Annotated in this window: 19 protein-coding genes; 12 read left to right on the top strand and 7 right to left on the bottom strand. The window is 69.6% G+C overall.

All coding sequences use genetic code 11. The features are described 5' to 3' along the window. The first annotated feature begins 17 nt into the window (after positions 1 to 17). From ACIPQB_RS19720 to ACIPQB_RS19710, 3 genes are read left to right on the top strand one after another with little or no spacing between them, the layout of a single operon-like run. Positions 18 to 1,334 (top strand): DUF58 domain-containing protein, encoded by a 1,317-nt coding sequence (locus ACIPQB_RS19720; protein WP_446486968.1) that lies wholly within the window; start codon positions 18 to 20, stop codon positions 1,332 to 1,334. Beyond that, positions 1,334 to 2,335, top strand: a complete 1,002-nt coding sequence (locus ACIPQB_RS19715) for a stage II sporulation protein M (RefSeq protein WP_446486967.1) — start codon at positions 1,334 to 1,336, stop codon at positions 2,333 to 2,335. The genes ACIPQB_RS19720 and ACIPQB_RS19715 overlap by 1 nt, the downstream gene beginning before the upstream one ends. After that, a complete protein-coding gene (locus tag ACIPQB_RS19710; protein ID WP_446486966.1) occupies positions 2,332 to 3,255 on the top strand; it encodes an RDD family protein in 924 nt (307 codons plus the stop codon). The genes ACIPQB_RS19715 and ACIPQB_RS19710 overlap by 4 nt, the downstream gene beginning before the upstream one ends. A 34-nt stretch (positions 3,256 to 3,289) precedes the next feature. Here ACIPQB_RS19710 and ACIPQB_RS19705 read toward each other — a convergent pair whose 3' ends face one another. The 4 genes from ACIPQB_RS19705 to ACIPQB_RS19690 form a co-directional block, all read right to left on the bottom strand. Next, positions 3,290 to 4,522 carry an amidohydrolase family protein gene (locus ACIPQB_RS19705; RefSeq protein WP_446486965.1) on the bottom strand — a complete coding sequence of 411 codons (1,233 nt, stop codon included), beginning with the start codon at positions 4,520 to 4,522 and terminating at the stop codon, positions 3,290 to 3,292. 146 nt (positions 4,523 to 4,668) lie between these two features. Further along, positions 4,669 to 5,256, bottom strand: a complete 588-nt coding sequence (gene folE, locus ACIPQB_RS19700; protein ID WP_446486964.1) for a GTP cyclohydrolase I FolE — start codon at positions 5,254 to 5,256, stop codon at positions 4,669 to 4,671. Positions 5,257 to 5,266: 10 nt separating this feature from the next. Then, entirely contained in the window at positions 5,267 to 6,406 is a 1,140-nt protein-coding gene (locus ACIPQB_RS19695) for a thiolase C-terminal domain-containing protein (RefSeq protein ID WP_446486963.1), read from the bottom strand. Between the two features lie 8 nt (positions 6,407 to 6,414). Beyond that, positions 6,415 to 6,846 (bottom strand): Zn-ribbon domain-containing OB-fold protein, encoded by a 432-nt coding sequence (locus tag ACIPQB_RS19690; protein ID WP_446486962.1) that lies wholly within the window; start codon positions 6,844 to 6,846, stop codon positions 6,415 to 6,417. A gap of 262 nt (positions 6,847 to 7,108) precedes the next feature. Between ACIPQB_RS19690 and ACIPQB_RS19685 the strand changes: the two genes are divergently transcribed. From ACIPQB_RS19685 to ACIPQB_RS19670, 4 genes are all read left to right on the top strand, one after another. Next, positions 7,109 to 8,017, top strand: coding sequence for a crotonase/enoyl-CoA hydratase family protein (locus ACIPQB_RS19685; protein ID WP_446486961.1), 909 nt, complete (start codon positions 7,109 to 7,111; stop codon positions 8,015 to 8,017). A gap of 573 nt (positions 8,018 to 8,590) precedes the next feature. Next, the gene (locus tag ACIPQB_RS19680) at positions 8,591 to 10,780 is read left to right on the top strand and encodes an ATP-binding protein (RefSeq protein ID WP_446486960.1); all 2,190 of its coding nucleotides are present in this window, start codon (positions 8,591 to 8,593) and stop codon (positions 10,778 to 10,780) included. 107 nt (positions 10,781 to 10,887) lie between these two features. After that, positions 10,888 to 11,634 carry a GntR family transcriptional regulator gene (locus tag ACIPQB_RS19675; RefSeq protein WP_446486959.1) on the top strand — a complete coding sequence of 249 codons (747 nt, stop codon included), beginning with the start codon at positions 10,888 to 10,890 and terminating at the stop codon, positions 11,632 to 11,634. Positions 11,635 to 11,750: 116 nt separating this feature from the next. Further along, entirely contained in the window at positions 11,751 to 12,545 is a 795-nt protein-coding gene (locus ACIPQB_RS19670) for an IclR family transcriptional regulator (RefSeq protein ID WP_446486958.1), read from the top strand. Between the two features lie 59 nt (positions 12,546 to 12,604). On the opposite strand, the gene ACIPQB_RS19665 is transcribed toward ACIPQB_RS19670, so the two are convergent. From ACIPQB_RS19665 to ACIPQB_RS19655, 3 genes are read right to left on the bottom strand one after another with little or no spacing between them, the layout of a single operon-like run. Further along, on the bottom strand, positions 12,605 to 13,753 hold the full coding sequence (locus ACIPQB_RS19665; RefSeq protein WP_446486957.1) for an acetyl-CoA acetyltransferase: 1,149 nt from the start codon (positions 13,751 to 13,753) through the stop codon (positions 12,605 to 12,607). Beyond that, positions 13,750 to 14,127, bottom strand: a complete 378-nt coding sequence (locus tag ACIPQB_RS19660) for a Zn-ribbon domain-containing OB-fold protein (protein ID WP_446486956.1) — start codon at positions 14,125 to 14,127, stop codon at positions 13,750 to 13,752. Before ACIPQB_RS19660 ends, ACIPQB_RS19665 begins: the two co-directional genes overlap by 4 nt. A gap of 3 nt (positions 14,128 to 14,130) precedes the next feature. Next, positions 14,131 to 14,901 carry an enoyl-CoA hydratase/isomerase family protein gene (locus ACIPQB_RS19655; RefSeq protein ID WP_446486955.1) on the bottom strand — a complete coding sequence of 257 codons (771 nt, stop codon included), beginning with the start codon at positions 14,899 to 14,901 and terminating at the stop codon, positions 14,131 to 14,133. 141 nt (positions 14,902 to 15,042) lie between these two features. Between ACIPQB_RS19655 and ACIPQB_RS19650 the strand changes: the two genes are divergently transcribed. The 5 genes from ACIPQB_RS19650 to ACIPQB_RS19630 are packed head-to-tail and all read left to right on the top strand — an operon-like array spanning position 15,043 to position 19,246. Beyond that, entirely contained in the window at positions 15,043 to 15,228 is a 186-nt protein-coding gene (locus ACIPQB_RS19650; protein WP_446486954.1) for a hypothetical protein, read from the top strand. Then, the gene (locus ACIPQB_RS19645) at positions 15,225 to 16,040 is read left to right on the top strand and encodes an enoyl-CoA hydratase/isomerase family protein (RefSeq protein ID WP_446486953.1); all 816 of its coding nucleotides are present in this window, start codon (positions 15,225 to 15,227) and stop codon (positions 16,038 to 16,040) included. Before ACIPQB_RS19650 ends, ACIPQB_RS19645 begins: the two co-directional genes overlap by 4 nt. Positions 16,041 to 16,050: 10 nt before the next feature. After that, a complete protein-coding gene (locus tag ACIPQB_RS19640) occupies positions 16,051 to 17,166 on the top strand; it encodes an acyl-CoA dehydrogenase family protein (protein WP_446486952.1) in 1,116 nt (371 codons plus the stop codon). 12 nt (positions 17,167 to 17,178) lie between these two features. After that, entirely contained in the window at positions 17,179 to 18,414 is a 1,236-nt protein-coding gene (locus tag ACIPQB_RS19635) for an acyl-CoA dehydrogenase family protein (RefSeq protein WP_446486951.1), read from the top strand. Between the two features lie 10 nt (positions 18,415 to 18,424). Next, positions 18,425 to 19,246: an enoyl-CoA hydratase/isomerase family protein gene (locus ACIPQB_RS19630; protein ID WP_446486950.1), complete on the top strand. Its 822-nt coding sequence runs from the start codon at positions 18,425 to 18,427 to the stop codon at positions 19,244 to 19,246. Positions 19,247 to 19,282: the final 36 nt, after the last annotated feature.

Below are 19,282 nucleotides of genomic sequence, written 5' to 3'. Positions count from 1 at the left end.
GACCTCGGACTAGGGCCTTGCGCATCTATCCCACCGCCGCCGCGATCCTGCTGATGGCCCTGGGCGCGCCCCTGGCCCTGGGCCTGGCCCTGGTCGCCGCACGGCTGTGGCTGCTGGGCCCGGCCTGGATCGCCCTGGTCGCGGCCCTGCTGTTCCTCGACGTCCTGCTGGCCCCGGGCCGGCGCAGCATGCGGCTGACCCTCGCCGGCCCCGGCTCGCTGGCCAGCGGCGCCGTCCAGGGGGCGCTGATCGAGGCCGGTTTCCCCCGCGGCGTCGCGCCAGGGGCGGTGGAGTTCGCCGTCGACCTCAACGACCGGCTGGAGGCCGCGCCGGCCACGGGACGGGCGCGGGTCCACGAGCGGCGGGCCGGGCTGCGCATCGACCTGAGGGCGCTGCGACGCGGGGAGGGGCGGATCCACCGGGTCTCGGCCCGCTGGCGCGGCCCCCTGGGCCTGATGTGGATCCAGCGCGACGACCGGCTTGAGCAGGTGGTCCCGGTCACCCTCGACATCGCCGGCATCAAGGACGAGGCCCTGCGCCTGTTCTCGCGCGACCCATCGGTCGGCCATCGCCTGCAGCTGGACCTCGGCGGCGGCAGCGACTTCCACGCCCTGACCGACTTTCGCCCCGGCATGAACCGCCGGGCCATCGACTGGAAGCAGTCGGCCCGCCATGGGGCCCTGCTGGCCAAGGAATTCCACGTCGAGCGCAACCACCACATCGTCGCGGCCATCGACACGGGCCGGCTGATGGGCCAGCCGCTGCTGGGCCGGCCGCGCCTGGACCACGCCCTCAACGCCACCCTGCTGCTGGCCTATGTCGGCCTGAAGATGGGCGACAAGGTCGGGCTGTTCGGCTTCGACGCCCGCCCCAACATCGCCAGCGGCGTGACCTCGGGCCCCAACGCCTTTCCGGCCCTGCAGCGCCTGGCCTCGAAGATCGACTATTCGGCCGAGGAGACCAACTACACCCTGGGCCTGACCCAGCTGGCGGGCCAGCTGTCGCGCCGGTCGCTGGTGGTGGTCTTCACCGACGTCGCCGACTCCACCAGCGCCGAGCTGATGCTGGAGAATGTCGGCCGGCTGCTGCGCCAGCACCTGGTGCTGTTCGTGATGATGCACGACGAGGAGCTGGCGGCGATCGAGCGCAAGGCGCCGGAGACCGCCGACGACGTCTCGCGGGCCGTGGTCGCCGCCGCCCTGATGCGCGAGCGCGAAGTGGTGGTGACCCGCCTGCGCCGCATGGGGGTCGAGATCGTCGAGGCCGCCGCCGACCAGGTCGGGCCGGCCCTGCTGGCCCGTTATCTGGACCTCAAGCGTCGGGACCTGTTGTGATGGCGCAGCTGCACCTGAAGAGCTACCGCTTCCGCGCCGAGCGCGAGGACGACTGGCGGCGGCTGGAAACCCTGCTGGCCAAGGCCGGCAAGGGCTCGGCCCGGGCCCTCAGCGACGAGGAGCTGCTGGCCATGCCGGTGCTCTATCGCCAGGCCCTGTCGTCGCTGTCGGTGGCCCGCGCCACATCGCTGGACCAGAGCCTGGTCGACTATCTGGAGAGCCTCAGCACCCGGGCCTATTTCTTCGTCTACGGCGCCCGCTCCAGCCTGGCCGAGCGGGTGGGCGGCTTCTTCGCCCGCGAATGGCCGGCCGCCGCCCAGGGGCTGTGGCGCGAGACCCTGGCCAGCTTCGCCCTGACCCTGGTCGGGGTGCTGGCCGCCTATTTCCTGACCCTGCACGACCCCGACTGGTTCGGCGCCTTCGTTCCCGACAGCCTGGCCGGCGGCCGCGGGCCGGCCGCCTCGGCCGAGGCCCTGCGCGCCACCCTCTACGACAAGGGCGGCGACCGCTCGGGCCTGTCGATCTTCGCCGCCTTTCTGTTCACCCACAATTCCGGCGTGGCGATCTTCGCCTTCGCCCTGGGATTCGCCTTCTGCCTGCCGACCGCCATGCTGATGGCCTATAACGGCTGCATGCTGGGGGCCTTCCTGGCGACCTTCGCCATGCGCGGCCTGGCCTTCGAGGCCGGCGGCTGGCTGGTCATCCATGGGGTCACCGAGATCTCGGCGGTGATCCTGGCCGGGGCGGCGGGCCTGCGGATCGGCTGGACCCTGGCCTTTCCCGGCGACCTGTCGCGGCCGGAGGCCATGGCCCAGGCCGGCCGCCAGTCGGCGACCCTGATGGCCGGGGTGGTGGTGATGCTGTTCTGCGCCGGCATCCTCGAAGGGGTGGGGCGGCAGGTGATCCAGAACGACTTCGCCCGCTATGGGGTGGCCCTGGTCACTCTGGTCCTGTGGCCGGCCTATCTCTACCTGCCGCGCCGCGCCAAGGCGGTTCCATGATCGCCGGGCGCAAGCGGAAGGCGAAGGCCGCCGCAGCGGCCGCTGTCGCCGCGGCGGGCGGCGCGCCGCCGGCCGAGGACCGCCAGGCCCGTTCGCTGGTCACGCCGGAAGGCGTGGATCTGAAGTTGCGCCTGGGAGAGGCCGGCGAGCGGGCCACGGCCCTGCTGATCGACCTGGCGATCATGGTCGGGGTGCTGGTCGGTTTCACCCTGCTGACCCTGCTGGCCTTCCTCGGCTCCAAGGGCAAGGGCGGCGAGGTGATCGCCACCATCTGGATGCTGGCGTTCTTCGTGCTGCGAAACCTCTATTTCATCCTGTTCGAACTGACCCCCGGGGCGGCGACCCCGGGCAAGCGGGCCATGGGCCTGCGGGTGGCGGCGCGCAACGGCGGCCGGCTGACCGCCGACGCCATCTTCGCCCGCAACGCCATGCGCGAGATCGAGCTCTACCTGCCGATCGGCTTCCTGATCGTCAACAACGGCCAGGTCGGGGCCTGGATCAGCCTGGCGGGCCTGGTCTGGTGCGGGGTGTTCCTGCTGTTTCCGCTGTTCAACCGCGACCGGCTGCGGGTCGGCGACCTGGTGGCCGGCACCTGGGTGGTCAAGACCCCGACCCGCAAGCTGGTCCCCGACCTCGTCCAGTCCTCGCGCCCCTCGCACGGCCGTTTCGCCTTCACCCAGGCCCACCTGGACGCCTACGGGGTCAAGGAACTGCACGTGCTCGAGGACGTGCTGCGCCGCTACGAGACCAAGACCATCGCCCTGGTCGCCGCCCGCATCCGCCAGAAGATCGCCTGGAAGGCCGCCCCCGACGAGTCCGACGGCGACTTCCTGGCCGCCTACTATGCGGCCTTGCGCGGTCGCCTGGAGTCGCGGCTGCTGCTGGGCAAGCGGCGCAAGGACAAGCACGACAAGGGCTAGCGGACGGCGCGAGGAACGCCGTCCGTTCCGGCCGTCAGAACGGCAGGCCCGCCAGCTTCATGCCGTTCTCGTACATCACCTTGGCGGTGTCGGCGTCGGAGAGGTTCTTGCAGGCCTCGTCGGCGAAGATCCGCGGCTCCTCGACACCCTCGGAGTGGGGATAGTCCGAGCCCATCAGCAGCCAATCGGCGTCGCCGGTCTGGTCGACGATGGCCTTGATGTCGTCCTCGGGATAGGCGACGACCTTGACGTGGCGCTTGAAGATCTTGCTGGGCCGCTCCTTCAGCTGGCCGGCCGGCCAGTAGCCGTTCTTGGCCATGCCCCGCACCTTGTCCATCTTGACCAGCATCGAGGGCACCCATTCGGCCCCGTTCTCGGCCGAAATCAGGGTGATGTTGGGGAAGCGCTCGAAGAAGTTCAGCAGCACGAAGCTGGACAGGGTCTCGATCACCGGCCGTTCGGAATAGCCGTGCATCCACATGAAGGCGGTCTGGCGCAGCCGCGACTTCTGCATCGGCTCGCCCCACACGGCCATGTGGTCCTTCAGATAGATGGCCTCGGAGACGTGGAAGACCACGCCGACGCCGGCCTCGTTGAGGATGGCCCAGAACGGGTCATGGTCGGGATGGGCCGGGGCCTTGCCGTTGTAGGGGCCCATCGGCATCAGCACGAACTTGGCGCCGTTGGCCACCGCCCACTTGGCCTGCTCGATCGCCTGCGGCAGGTCGGCCAGGGTCAGGACCGGGCAGCTGAAGATCTTGTTCTTGTAGTTGAACTTCCACTGGTCGAGCATCCAGCGGTTATAGGCGTTGAGGATGGCGTAGGCCGGGTCGGGCTCGTCCAGGTAGCTGATGGCGCTGACGAAATTGCCGCAATAGAGCATCGAGGAGCGGACGTCCCACTTGTCGAGGACCTTCACGCGCTCGGCCGGGTCGGTCATGGTCGGGGTGATCGGCACCCGCATGTCGACCTCGGCCTTGCCCTCCTTCTGGGCCCGCAGCCACTCGTGCAGCTTGCCGGGCGGCGGGATCTTGAAGTCCTCCGTCATGTAGTCGGCGCTGATCTCGACCTTGCGCTTGCCCACGTGCAGGGCGAACTGGCCGTCGTCGGCGTGCTTGTAGTTCAGGCCCCAGTCTTCCTTGTACTTGGCCGGGACATAGACGTCGAAGGCCTCGGGGGTTTCGTAGAGGTGGGTGTCAGCGTCGAAGATCGGACCCTTGTAGCGCCAGCCCGTCACGGGGTCCTTGGCGATCGCGGTGTCGGTCATGGTGTCTCCTCGCCGGCCCGCGGCCGAGATTGCAGAAAATCGAATGATGTTCAATTTTCTGCCGAAGCCGGCGAGGTGTCAAGTTTGCGGAGCGTCGCGGGCCATCGCGGATGCGATCCGCGCCGGCCATCTGCCCGCCCCGGGGGTCAGGCCGTCGAGCCCTGACGGACCAAGCGCAGGAACTCCGCCCGGGTGCGCGGATCGTCGCGGACCACGCCGCGCAGGCTGCTGGTCGTCAAGCGCGAGCCGGGGGTGTTGACCCCGCGCAGGGTCATGCAGCTGTGCTCGGCCTCGATCACCACCCCGACCCCGTGCGGCTGCAGGACGTCCTCGATGGCCTGGGCGATCTCGGCCGTCAGCTTCTCCTGGATCTGCAGGCGGCGGGCGAAGCCGTTGACCACCCGGGCCAGCTTGGAGATGCCCACGACCTTGTTGGTGGGCAGGTAGCCGACATGGGCCACGCCGGTCACCGGCAGCATGTGGTGCTCGCAGAAGCTGACCACGCGGATATTGCTCAGCACCACCAGCTGGTCGTAGCCGGCCACCTCCTGGAAGGTCCGCTCCAGATAGCCATGGGGATCGGTCTCGTAGCCCGAGAACAGCTCGCGATAGGACTTGGCCACCCGTTCGGGCGTGTCCAGCAGGCCCTCGCGCGAGGGGTCGTCGCCCGCCCATTCCAGCAGCACCCGGACGGCGGCTTCGGCCTCGGCTTGGGTCGGTCGCGGCTTGGTCATCGCAGCGTGCTCATGCCTTCTCGAACAGGTGAACGGCGGCGGCGGTTCCCAGGCCGACCACGTGGGTCAGGCCGACCTTGGCGCCCTGGACCTGACGCGAGCCGGCCTCGCCGCGCAGGTGCAGGGCGACCTCGTACATGTTGGCGATGCCGGTCGCGCCCAGGGGATGGCCCTTGGACAGCAGGCCGCCGGAGACATTGACCGGCACCCGGCCGCCCAGGGCGGTGACGCCCTCGTCGATCAGCCGCCCGGCCTCGCCGAGGCCGCACAGCCGCAGGTTCTCGTAGTGCAGCAGCTCGGCGGTGGCGAAGCAGTCGTGCAGTTCGACCAGGCTGACGTCGCCGGGGTCGATCCCGGCCTGCTCATAGGCCGAGGCCGCCGCCAGCCGGGTGCAGCCATTGACGTCGGGCATGATCGGGTTGCGCGGGTTCCAGGGGTCGGAGGCCAGGGCCGAGGCCATGACCCGGATGGCGCGGCCCAGGCCCATCTCCCGCGCCTTCTTCTCCGACACCACCACCGCGGCGGCGGCGCCGTCGACGTTCACCGAGCACATCAGCTTGGTGTTGGGATAGGCGATCATCTCCGAGCCCATCACCTCCTCCAGCGGCGTCTCCTTCTGGTAGACGGCCTTGGGGTTCATGGTCGAATGGTGGTGGTTCTTCACCGACACCTTGGCGAACTGCTCGAAGGTGGTGCCGTACATCCCGGCGTGCTCCATGCCGGACTCGGCGAAGACCGCGGGCATCGAGGCCGAGCCGAACAGGCCCTCGGGCGAGATGCCGCCCTCGTGGTGGCCGCCCAGCATGCCGCGCGGGGTCTTCTCGACGCCGACCGCCAGCACCACGTCGTAGAGCCCCGACTTGACGGCGATCCAGGCCTCGCGGAAGGCCGAGGCACCGGTGGCGCAGGCGTTGGAGATGTTGGTGACCGGAATGCCGGTCTGGCCGATCTCGCGCATGACCCGCTGGCCGGTCATGTCATAGGCGCCGAACACCGAGCCGCAGTACATGGCCTGGACGTCGTGGACGCCGAGCCCAGCGTCGTCCAGCGCCAGCAGCGCCGCCTCGCCGCCGAGCTGGGCGAAGGTGCGGTCCGGATACTTGCCGAACTTCAGCATGTCGATGCCGAGGATGTAGATGTTCTCGCTCATGGCGGACCTCAGGCCGAAGGTTCGAAGAAGAAGGCGACATAGGACGCGCCGTCCTTGTCGGTGCGGCCCAGGGCGTCGCCGAACACCATCCTGACCGGCATGCCGATCGTGATCGCCTCGGGCTCGGGCGCGACCTGGATCAGGTTGCCCTTCAGGGTCAGGCCGTCGTCGAGGTCGACGATCGCCGAGATGAACGGCACGGGCACGCCGGGATAGGAGCGGCGGACGATCGAATAGGCGTGCAGCCGGCCGGTGGTCGGCGCGCGATAGGTCTCGATCGAGTCCCGCGCCCCGCAGGCCGGGCAGGCCAGGTGGGCCTCGGCCGTGCGGGCGCCGCAAACCTTGCAGAGGCGGCCCTCGACGAAGGGTTCGGGTCCGTCCAGGCGGATCCAGGGCAGGGCCGGGCGGGCCGCGAGCGTGTCGGTGGGGGTCTGGGTCATGGATCAGGGGCCTCGGCGCCCGGCGACAGGGGCGGCTTGCATCTGCGGATTTGGCCCAAAAGCATCCGCAAACGCCCGCCGCGACAAGCGCCATGGCGTCGCCGGGGCCGACATATCATCCACACGATGAGCCGCCCCCCCCGCCTTGTCAGGCCAGGGTCCATGGCGACGATGAGGCTTGGCCGCGGCGACCGCAAGCCGACTGCCCGTCGCCGGCCGCGTGTGACATGGTCGCCAGGACCCGTGTCTTTGGAGCTGACGCATGACCTACAGCGGCAAGTGGCTGGACCGGCCGGAAGAGATCCTGTTCGAGGTGTCCGAGCGGGTCGCGCGCATCACCCTCAACAAGCCCGACAAGCGCAACGCCCTGTCGCCCCAGACCCTGCAGGAGCTGCACGACGCCCTGCTGGAGGCCGACGACCGCCTCGACGTCAACGTCGTCATCCTGCAGGGGGCGGGCAAGGACTTCTGCGCCGGCTACGACCTGGGCGGGGTCTATGCCGGCCGCAAGGCCGAGGGCGAGGCGGCCGCGGCCGAGGCGCCGGCCTATCGCAGCTCGTCGGGCAGCTATGACGACGACGCCTGGTTCATGGAGCGCCAGCAGGCCCTGACCACGGTGATCTTCGACCTGCACAAGCCGGTCATCGCCCGGGTGCAGGGCAACTGCCTGGCCGGCGGCACCGACCTGGCGCTGATGTGCGACTTCGTGATCGTCGCCGACGAGGCCAAGATCGGTTTTCCGGCCGCCCGCGCCAACGGCTCGCCGCCCAACCACATGTGGATCTATCACTGCGGCCCGCAGTGGGCCAAACGCATCCTGATGACCGGCGACAGCGTCCGCGGCCGCGACGCGGTGACCATCGGCCTGGCGCTGGAATCGGCGCCGGCCGACCAGCTGGACGCGGCGGTCGACGAACTGGCCCGGCGGCTGTCGTTCGTCGACAACGAACTGCTCTCGGCCCACAAGCGCATCGTCAACCTGGCCCTGGAGGCCATGGGCGCGCGGACCATCCAGCGGCTGGCGGCCGAGAACGACGCCCGGGCCCACCTGTCCAGGGGGCCGCGCCGCACCCAGTTCAAGGCCGACATGGCCGAGCACGGCCTGAAGACCGCCCTGACCAACCGCGACGCGCCGTTCGGGGATGGCGTCATCCGCCTGCGCAAGGATTGATCGGCGATCTCGACTACGGCCTTGCGGCATTCGCTTAAGTTCGACGGGGAGGTTCTTTATCTTTGCAACGTCGAGACCTCTGAAGGGGGCTCGTCCTGTGCTTGCAATCCGGAGAAATCGCCCGGGTAAATCGCCCATGACCTTGCTCAAGCGCATCCGGCGGTCATGCGGCAAGGTGTCGCTGAGGGAGAAGTCATAGAATACAGATTCAGCACGTCATCCTCGCGCATTTCCGGTCAGTTTCCCGTGCCGGCCTTTCGCTACAACACAGATGGCCGCGAAAATTTGCCCCAAATGGCAGGCGCTGACTGGAGAAGCTCGCGGCAGATGCGACAAACCGCGTCTTCGGATTTTACCATTCCTTGATTTTACTACGGTTTTCCTGGCCGCATCGCTTGGCTGGAGGAGGGGGATCACCATGCGCAGATTGTTTGAGTCGTCGGCTGGCCGATGCGCGAGCGACGTCGGATCGCTCCGCCGCCGCCTGACTCTGGCGAGGGGCTGAACGCCCGGCGCGGTGGAGCGGATTTCCGCGCACCAGCGTCGCGCCTTCGGGCCCAAGGAGGCCTTTGCATGGCTGTCCGCCTTCGCCTCTACCGATCGGCCGATGCGCAGCAGGGCCTGCCCGCCGCCGCAGCGCTGTTCCTGGCCTATGTGGCCGTTGAGCTCTGCGTCTGGCTGTTCTGCCGCGACATCAGCGACGCCGTCGCCTTTTTCCCGTCGAACGGCATTCTGGTGGCCGCGATCCTGGTGCTGCCGCCGCGGCTCGGCCTTGCCTTCTGCCTCGCCTGCTACGGCGTCGACCTCACCCACAACTGGATCGGTCGGATCGACCTGCCGCACGCCGTGCTGTTCAGCAGCCTCAACCAGGCGCTGGCCTTCGGCGCGGCGGCGCTGACACGGAGCTTCTGCGGGGCCGCGCTCGATCTGTCGCGCGCCCGGCGCCTGTTCATCTTCACCCTGATCGCCGGGGTCAGCGCGGGACTGGAGGCCCTGGTCGGCCAGGTCTTGGTCGGGTTGGTCGACGGATCGTTCGGCGACTTTTCCCATGCCTGGCTGCAATGGGCGCTGGAGGACGGCCTTGGCCTGCTGATCGCGACGCCGGCGGCGCTGCTGCCCTTCAAGCAGAGGCGGCTGTCGCATGCGGCGGCCGGCGCGCGCCTGGAACGCCTCTTGCTGCTCGCGTTCACGGTCGCCCTGACGATCGCCGCCTTCACCGCCGACCGGTTCATCGCCCTGACGCTGGTCATGCCCACCCTGGTGCTGCTGGCGTTTCGGGCCGGGCCGGGCTGGGTCTATGCGTCGGTGCTGACGACCGGGGTGCTGGCCATGGCGCTCACGGCCAACGGCCATGGACCCATCGCCTTCATGGCCCCCGCGGACCCCTATCGCCAGGAGTTCATGATCCAGCTGTTCATCGCCTCGGCCTTCGCCGCGGCCGTGCCGGCCACCGCCGCGCTCGGCGCGCGCAACCGCAGCGCCCAGCGCCTGGAGCGCGCCTATGCGGCCGTGCGCAAGGCCAAGGAAAAGGCCGAGGCGGCCAGTCGCTCCAAGTCGGAGTTCCTGGCCAATATGAGCCACGAGATCCGGACCCCGATGAACGGCGTCCTGGGCGTCGTCAGCGCCCTGGCCCGCACCGATCTGGCCCCGCGGCAGCGGGAGATGGTCCGGCTGGTCGAGACCAGCGCCGATTCGCTGCAGGGCCTGCTCAACGACGTTCTCGACATGGCGCGGGTCGAGGCGGGGGAACTGGTCATCCAGGCCGAAAGCTTCGATCTGCGGGCGACCTGCAGCGCAATCATCGAACTGTTCCGGCCCAAGGCCGAGGAAAAGGGCCTGGCCCTGGATCTTCGGATCGCGCCGGCCGTGGCCGACCGGCACATCGGCGACCCTCTGCGCTTGAAGCAGATCCTCGGCAACCTGATTTCGAACGCCATCAAGTTCACGGAAAACGGCCGGGTGGCGCTGGACCTCGAAGCCGGTCCGGAGGTCGACGGGGAGCAGGCGCTCAACCTGACGGTCACCGACACCGGCATCGGCTTCGACGCCGAGACCGGTCGGCGACTGTTCGGACGGTTTGCGCAGGCCGACGGCTCGATCACCCGGCGATTCGGCGGCACCGGCCTTGGCCTGTCGATTTCCCTGGCCCTGGCCCGACTGATGAACGGCGACATCGAGGCCGTCTCCAAGCCGGGGAAGGGCGCGCGCTTTACCGTGCGCCTGGTCCTGGCCGTGGCGGCGGCGAGCGACGACGCCTCGTCGCCGGATCTGGTCGGCCCCGGTCTGGACGCCGGGCGAACGCTGAAGATTATGTTGGCCGAGGATCACGACATCAACCGGCGGGTGGTGGCCCTGATGCTGGAAGGCCTGGACGTGGAACTGACCATGGCCGTCGACGGGCGTGAGGCCGTGGCCTGTTTCCAGCCCGGCGGGTATGACTTGGTGCTGATGGACATGCAGATGCCCAATATGGGCGGACTGGAGGCCATCGCCCACATTCGCAAGGCCGAACGCAGCGCCGGGGCCGCCGCGACGCCGATCGTGATGTTGACCGCAAACGTCCTGCCGGAACACGAGACGGCCGGGCTGGCGGCCGGCGCCGACGCCTTCCTGACCAAGCCGATCGACGCCGGCGATCTGATCGGGACGATCGCCAGATTGCTGACGCCGCAAGGCGCCGCTGGCCCTGTCGAGGCTGCACGCCCGCCGCGGCGTGAATCGTGCGAGGCGGCCGGCCCGAGCCCGCCTGGTTCAAGCACTTGATCGGGTACGCGATCATCGCGGCCGGCCGGCGTCTTCGTTTTGCCGGTGAAGCGGGGCGCGCCTAGTCTGGTCCAGGTCATCGCGTTCGCGCGAAGCTCGGATACGCCATGCAGCTCCAGGCCGGCCCCCTTCCGCTCTACCACCAGATGGAACAGGACCTGCGCTCGCGCCTGCACGGCGGCGAGTTCGAGCCTGGCGACGCCCTGCCGTCCGAGGAGCGGATGTGCGACGAGTACGGCGTCAGCCGCATCACCGTGCGGCGGGCCCTGGATGCGCTGATGGCGCAAGGGCTGATCGTTCGACGGCGCGGCGTCGGCTCGTTCGTCGCCGAGCGCAAGGTCGGCGCGCGCTCCATCGCCCTGAAGGGATCGCTGGACGAGTTCCTGGCCGGCGCCGGGGCGATGCAGCCCGACCGCCTGTCGCTCGAGCACGACGCCCGCAACCCCGAGGCCGCCGCGATCCTCAAGCTGGCCGACGATGCGGCGATGACGCGGCTGGAGCTGATCAGCCGGGTCGACGGCGAGCCGACCGCCTATCTGGAGATCTATTTTCCGCCCGAGGTCGGCCGCCAGTTGGAGCCACAGGACTTCATCACCGTCGGCATGCCGATCATCCGGGCCGTGGAGCGCCGCCTGAACGTCCGCGTCAGCCGCGCCCAGCAGAAGATCGAATCGGGCATGGCCGGCGAGGTCGCCGCGGCGCATCTGGGCCTGAAGCCCGCCGATCCGGTGCTGCTGGTCACCCGGGCCTATTACCTGGCCAGCGGCCAGGCGATCGAGGCGGTGTTCGTCCGCTACCATCCCGGCCGCTACAGCTATGTCATCGAGTTCAACGCCGACGGCCGCAACGGCTGAGGGCGCTCTAGTCAGAATTATCTAAAACGGAACATCGTTCAAAAAATCAAAAAATCCTGTTGCACGACTCCTCTTGTAATGACAACATGACGTCATAAAAACGAGGGAGGCCCACGATGGCCAAGCCATTGGATCCGAAGAAGATCAAGTCGGCCCAGCGCGCGCTGGAGGTCCTTGAGTATTTTTCCGACACGCGGCCGACGGCCACGGTCATGGATATCGCCCGGTCCATGGGCTATCCCCAGTCGAGCACCTCCGAGCTTCTCAATTGCCTGGTTTCGCTGGGCTATCTCAACCGCGACCGCGACCAGCGCACCTATCGCCCGACGGCGCGGGTGGCGGTGATCGGCTCGTCGGTCCAGCCTGAGCTGTTCCGCAAGGGACGGCTGCTGGCTATCCTCGACCACCTAGCCGAAGAGGCCGGCGTCACCGTGACCCTGGCCCACAAGGTCGGCATGGCGATCCAGCACATCCACGTGGTGCACGGGGCCAGCCCGCCGATCGATATCGACGCCAGCACGGGCCTGGCCGCCTCGGCCGCCGGCAAGGCGCTGCTGGCGACCTTCGATCCCGAGCTGGTGCGCAAGCTGGTCCACCGGGTCAACGCCGAGGCGCCCGAGGGGGCCGAACGGGTCTGCGCCGTGGCGTTCGCCGAGGAGCTGCGCAGCGTCCGCATCCAGGGCTACGCCCTGCATGTCGACGGCGACCAGACCAGCCTGTCGATGCTGGTCTCGCCGCTGCGCGAGACCTATGCCCTGGCGCTGAGCATCCACGGCCCCACCGCCTTCTTCGAAGTCAATCGCGACTGGCTGCTGCAGATGGTGCGCGGCGCGGTGGCCCGCCTGAACAACCCGGCCCTGGGCCGCCCGCTGGAGGTCGAGATCGCCCAGCCGGAACGTCGTTTCGCCTGATCCTCCCCCGGACTCGCGATCATTGGCCGCGCCCTCGGGCGCGGCCTTTTTTCGTTGAGTTACGCCCCGTCGGCGCCGAGGATCACCGTCGCCTGGCTGGACAGCACGCCGCCATTGCCGTGGGCGATGGCGAAGCGGGCGTCGGCGACCTGGCGCTCGCCGGCCTCGCCGCGCAGCTGGCGCACCGCCTCGACGATCGGGAACAGGCCATACATGCCCGGATGGCAGCAGGACAGGCCGCCGCCATTGGTGTTGACCGGCAAGGCCCCGCCCGGCGCGATGCGGCCGTCCTCGACGAACCGCGCGCCTTCGCCCTTCGGGCAGAAGCCGAGGTCTTCGAGGAACAGGATCGTGTTGATGGTGAAGGCGTCATAGACCTGGACCAGATCGATGTCGGCCGGCGTCAGGCCGGCGCGCTGATAGGCCCGCGCGCCGGAACGGGCGGCGGCGGTGACGGTCAGGTCCTCCAGCCAGCCGATCTCGCGGTGGTGGGTCTCGGCGGCGGCGCCCATCACCGGCACCGGCGGGCGCCTAAGGTCGCGGGCCCGGTCGGCGCGGGTCATCACCACCGCCGCGGCCCCGTCGGTCACCAGGCAGCAGTCGAGCACCGACAGCGGATCAGAGACCATCCGCGAGGCCAGGTAGTCGTCCATCGTCAGCGGGTCGCGCTTGAAGGCCTCGGGGTTCAGCGCCGCCCACTTGCGGGCCGCCAGGGCCACTTCGCCCAGCTGCTCCCGCCGGGCGCCGTACTGGTGCAGGTAGCGGGCGGCGGCCAGGGCGTAGGAACTGACCGGGTTGAGGGGGCGATAGGGGGCCTCGTAGCGCATTGGCTGCACGGTCGAGACCAGCTTGCCGGTCGCCGTCGCCTGATTGGAGCCATAGGCGATCAGGGCGCAGTCGATGGCCCCGGCGTCGAGCAGATAGGCGGCGTGCTCGACATAGGTCTGGAAGGCCGAGCCGCCGGTGCGGTTGTTGTCGGTAACCTTGGGGCGGATCCCCAGGTACTGGGCGAAGGACAGCCCGCCCATGGTGTCGGTGGGATGGCAGAAGAACAGGCCGTCGACATCGGCCAGCGACAGGCCCGCGTCCTCCAGGGCCATGGCGCTGGCGATGGCGGCGAGGTCGGAGGCCTCGTAGCCGGGAGCCTTGCCCTGGCCGAAGGTGGCGGCGCCGACGATGGCCGTGCGGCCGCGCGGAAAGTCGCTCATGCCGGCCGCCCCACGACGTCGAAGACCACGACCGGCTCGCCGTCCTGGTCGACGATGCGGGCCTGGACGGCCATGCCGATGGCGAGGGCGGCGGGATCCAGTCCCTCGACGCGGCTCATCATCCGCGGCCCTTCGGCCAGGTCGATCAGGGCGACGTTGTAGCTGGGCTCGGGCGGCTTCTTGCGCACCACGGTGGTCGAATAGACCACGCCGCGCCCGCTGGCCTGGACCCACTCCAGGTCCCGCGCGCCGGTGCCGGGGGCGAGGACGCGGGGATAGAAGACATGGACGCCGTCGCCCTTGGAGCGCTGGATCATGAACCGGCCCTGCGCGAGGAAGGCGCGGAACTCGGCGTCGGGATGGGTGACGTCCATCGCTCAGTTGCCGACGAACTGGGCTTTGCGCTTTTCCTTGAAGGAGTTGGTGCCTTCGCGGAAGTCCTCGGTCTGCACCATCAGCGGCTGGATGTTGGCCTCGAAATCCAGGGCCTGGTCGTAGGTCTGGGCCGGGGCGGCGTCGAACTGGCGCTTGGCCATGGCCAGGGCGATGGTCGGGGCGTTGACGAAGCCGGCGGCGACTTCGCGGGCCTTGGCCAGGGCTTCGCCGGGCGGCGTGGCGTGCAGGGCCAGGCCCAGCTGCTGGGCCTCGGTCCCGCTGACGAAGCGGCCGGAATACATGATCTCCTTGGCCCGCTGGATCGGCACATAGCGGGTCAGCAGGAAGGCCGCGCCGCCGTCCGGGGCCAGGCCGATGTGGCGGAAGGCGAACTGGAAGCGGGCGTTCTCGGCCGCCACGGTGATGTCGGCCGCGAGGGCCAGGGCCCAGGACATGCCGATGCACACCCCCTCGACCGCGGCGATCACCGGCTTGTTGGTGTTGGCCACCGCCCGCGCCATCCGGTGCAGGTGGCGCATGCGATAGAGCGAGCCGGCCACGCCGCCGCCGCCCATCTCACCGACATCGGCCCCGGCGCTGAAGTCCGAGCCGGCCCCGGTCAGGATGATGACCCGCACGGCGTCGTCGTCCTGGCATTTGAGGAAGGCGGTCTCGATCTCGGTGCGCATGGCCAGGAGGATGGCGTTCTTGCGCTCGGGCCGGTTGATGGTCACGGTCGCGACGCCGTTGTCGATGCTCAGATCGATGGCCATGTCGGTGGTCTCCTGCTTTGAGGCCAAGGCATAGCATCGCGCCGGACGGGGTGACGACCCGCCCAGGGCCACTGGCCACCGCCATATCGCGGTTGTGATAGCGGCCCCGCCGTTCTTGCGACACCCGGCGCGGCGCGCAAATTGACCCCCGTGCAAAGCTTCCACGCCCATCTCTTCGACCCGCCGGCCGGCGCTGCGACGCCGTCCTCGCGTCCGGCCGGACATCGGCCTATCCAGGCGGGGCGGCGAGGCGCCTGGCGTGTCGTCGTTCCCCTGCGCATCGGCGGCGGCACGGGCGCCGCCGGCCTGTTCGAGAGCGACCAATGACCGACCGCTACGCCGCCTTCGACCGCCTGAAGTTCGACCGCCCCGCGCCGCAGGTGCTGCGGCTGACCCTGAGCAATCCGGGCAAGGCCAATGCGGTGACGCCGACCATGCACCGCCAGCTGGAAGCAGTCTGGGCCGTGATCGACGCCGACCCCGACACCCGGGTGACGATCATCACCGGCGAGGGTCGCGCCTTCTGCGCCGGCGGGGCGCTGGACGACATGCCGGTGGCCGGGGCCCTGGACCCCAACCAGCAGTTCTCGCAGGACTTCAACAACGCCACCCGGCTGGTCCGCAACATCATCGCCTCCCGCAAGCCGATCGTCTCGGCCATCAATGGCGCAGCCGTCGGGGCGGGCCTGGCCCTGGCCCTGCTGGCCGACGTGCCGATCGCGGCCAAGACGGCCAAGCTGTTGGACGGCCACGTCCGCATCGGCGTCGCAGCAGGCGACCACGCGGCGATCGTCTGGCCGCTGCTGTGCGGCATGGCCAAGGCCAAGTATTACCTGCTGACCAATCGCCCGATGACCGGCGAGGAGGCCGAGCGCAACAATCTGGTCGCCCTGGCGGTGGACGCCGAGGCGCTGGAGGCCACCTCGATCGAGGTCGCGCTGGAACTGGCGGCGGCGGCCCCCACCGCGGTCCGGATGACCAAGTACGTGCTGAACCACTGGCTGCGCCAGAACGAGGCTATCTTCGACCTGTCGGCGGCTTTCGAGATGGTCAACTTCTCCGGCGCCGAAGCCAAGGAGGCGCTGAAGGCCATGGAAGAAAAGCGTCCGCCCGACTTCACCACCGACGTGCTGTTCTGAGAGGCCCGCGATGAGCGACGGAAATTCGGACGGCATGGACCTGGAGGCGCTGCGTGATGGCGTCCGCGCGGTGCTGGCGGAGCAGGCCTCGCACGAGAAGGTGGCCGCCTTCACCAACGCCGAGAGCGTGCGCGACCAGCCGCTGTGGTCGCAGGCGGCCGAGCTGGGCTGGCTGGCCCTGTCGGCGGCCGAGGACCACGGCGGCCTCGGCCTGGGACCGGCCGAGTTGGCGGTGCTCTATGAGGAGCTGGGTCGATCGGTCGCGCCGCTGCCGGTGCTGGGGACCATGTTGGTCGTCGAAGCCCTGGCCCTGGGCGGTGATGCGGCCCAGCAGGCGGCCTGGACGCCGCGCCTGGCGGCCGGTGAGCTGGCCGGGGCCGTGTCGATGCTGACGCCCGGCGCCCTGACGCCGACCCTGACGTTGTCGGCCGGCCCCCACGGCGGCGTGGTGCTGGACGGCGAGGCCGTGGACCTGCTGGACGGCGCGGCGGCCGACGTCCTGCTGCTGCTGGCCCGGGAAGGCGAGGCCCTGCGCTGGGTGCTGGTCGAACCCGCCGTCGACGGCGTGAGGGTCGAGAAGGCCGCCACGGTCGATCGCACCCGGCACCTGGGCGTGGTCCGTTTCGAGGGCCTGGCCCTGCCGGCCGGCCGGGTGCTGCCTGGCGACGCTGGCCAGATCGCCCAGGCCCTGCTGCACCACGCGGCCATAGCCCTGGCCAGCGACGCCCGGGGCGGAGCCAACGCCGTGTTCGAGATCACCCTCGACTACCTGAAGACCCGCGAGCAGTTCGGCAAGCCGATCGGCTCGTTCCAGGCCCTCAAGCACCGCTGCGCCGACCACAAGATCGCCCTGGTCGCCTCGGGCGCGCTGGTCGCCGAGGCCGTGGCGAAGATGGCGATCGGCGATCCGGCGGCGGGGCGCTACGCCCTGGCGGCCAAGGCCCTGGCCAGCGAGGTCTACGCCCGGGTGGCCCAGGACGCGGTGCAGCTGCACGGCGGCATCGGCTACACCTGGGAGCATCCCTGCCATCTCTATCTGAAGCGCGCCAAGCTGAACGAGCAGCTGTTCGGCGGGCCGGCGGCCTATCTCGACCGGGTCACCGACCTGCTGCTGGCGGCGGCCTGAGGAAGCATGACCATGTCCGTCCAGACCGCGACCAGCCCGACGACCCGCCGCTTCGATCCCCTGGCCTGCAAGGACGACCTCGACGCCTTCCGCGCCGAGGTGCGGGCCTGGCTGGAGGCGGTGGTGCCGGCCGACTGGCACGCGCGGATGACCGGGGCGAGCGAGGCCGACTATGTCGCCTTCCAGCGCTGGTGGTTCGCCGAGATGGGCAAGGTCGGCCTGGCCACCCCGCACTGGCCGCGCGACTGGGGCGGGGCCGACATCGGCATCCGCCACCAGGTCATCATCTTCGAGGAGATCGCCCGGGCCCAGGCGCCCAATCCCGACATGTTCGTGATCTCGCTCTACCACCTGCCGGCCACGCTGTTCGGCAACGGGTCGAAGGCGCAGCGGGACCGCTACCTGACCGGCGTCAAGGAGCGCGGCGAGGTCTGGTGCCAGGGCTTTTCCGAGCCGGGTTCGGGATCGGACCTGGCGTCGCTGCGCACCCGGGCCGAGCGCAAGGGCGACGTCTATGTGATCAACGGTCAGAAGGTCTGGTCGTCCTACGGCGCCTTCGCCGACTACTGCCTGCTGCTGGCCCGCACCGACCCGACCGCGCCGAAGAAGCAGGCCGGCATCTCCTATTTCATCCTGAACATGAAGGCGCCGGGCGTCACCGTGCGGCCGATCCGCCAGGCCACCGGCCAGGCCGAGTTCTGCGAGATCTTCCTCGACAATGTCGAGATCCCGGTCGCCGACCTGATCGGCGAGGAGAACGCCGGCTGGGCCATCGCCCAGTCGACCCTGTCGGCCGAACGCGGCCTGATCATCTTCGAGCTGTCCGAGCGCATGGCCCGGACGCTGGACGCCGACCTGGCCGAGGCCAAGCGGACCGACGCGGCCTGGCTGAAGGACGACGAGGCCCGCCGCGCCTTCACCCGTGCCTATAGCGACATGGTCGCCCTGCGGCTGATGATCCGCGCCCTGATGCAGGAGATCGAGACCGATCCGCACATGGGCTCGACCACGATGCCGACCTACATCAAGGTGCATTTCTCCGAGCTGCTGCGGCGCTACACCGAGTTCCGCCTGAAGCTGGGCGGGCTGGCGGGGCAGCTGCGGCGGCCGATCGTGCTGGGCGGCGGCCACCAGACCGGCAATGTCATGCACGACTTCCTGCTCAGCTACGCCTGGACGATCTCGGGCGGGGCCAACGAGATCCTGAAGACCATGATCGCCGAGCGCGCGCTCGGCCTTCCGCGCTGAGGGGCCGCCGATGACCGACACCCAAACCTCCGCGGCGGTTCTGGTCGACACGCCCGCCGAGGGTGTCGCCCGCATCACCCTGAACCGGCCTGAGGCGCTGAACGCCTTCACCTTCGAGATGTACGAGGCGCTGATCGCGGCCTTCGAGGGCCTGCGCGACGATCCCGACGTGCGGGTGATCATCCTGACGGGGGCGGGGCGGGCGTTCTGCGCCGGGCACGACGTGCGGGTCGGCGGCAAGCCGGCCTGGGTCCGGCCCGGCCTGGGGCGCATCCAGGCCGGCAAGTACACGATGCGGGTGCTGGGCCAGATCCCGATCCTGATGCGGTCCATGCCGCAGCCGATCATCTGCGCGGTCAACGGCACGGCGGCGGGCATCGGCTATTCGCTGGCCCTGGCCTCGGACCTGACGATCGCCGCCAAGTCGGCCAAGTTCGTCAATGTGATCCACAACGCCGGGACCGGCGCGGAGCTCGGCATGAGCTACCTGCTGCCGCGCGCCGTCGGGGCCCAGCGGGCGGCCGAGCTGCTGCTGACCGCCCGGGCCGTGCAGTCCGACGAGGCCGAGCGCATCGGCCTGGTGCTGCGCGCGGTCGAGGACGCCGCCCTGATGGACGAGGCCCTGGCCCTGGCCGACGCCGTCGCCGTCAACAGCCCGGTCGGCATCTGGCTGACCAAGCAGTCGCTGTGGTTCAACCAGGGCGCCGGCAGCCTGGAGGCGGCGATCGAGCTGGAGAACCGCGCGGTGCTGGCCAGCCAGTCCACCGACGACGCGGCCGAAAAGCGCGCCTCGGCCATCGAGAAGCGCCGCCCCAAGTTCAAGCACACCTGACGCGTCCGATCCCGGGCGCAAACGAGGAAACCTTTC

It is taken from the genome of Caulobacter sp. LARHSG274 (assembly GCF_052871235.1).
Note: the sequence above shows the minus strand (reverse complement) of the source record. Positions and strands in the feature narration are given on the sequence as shown.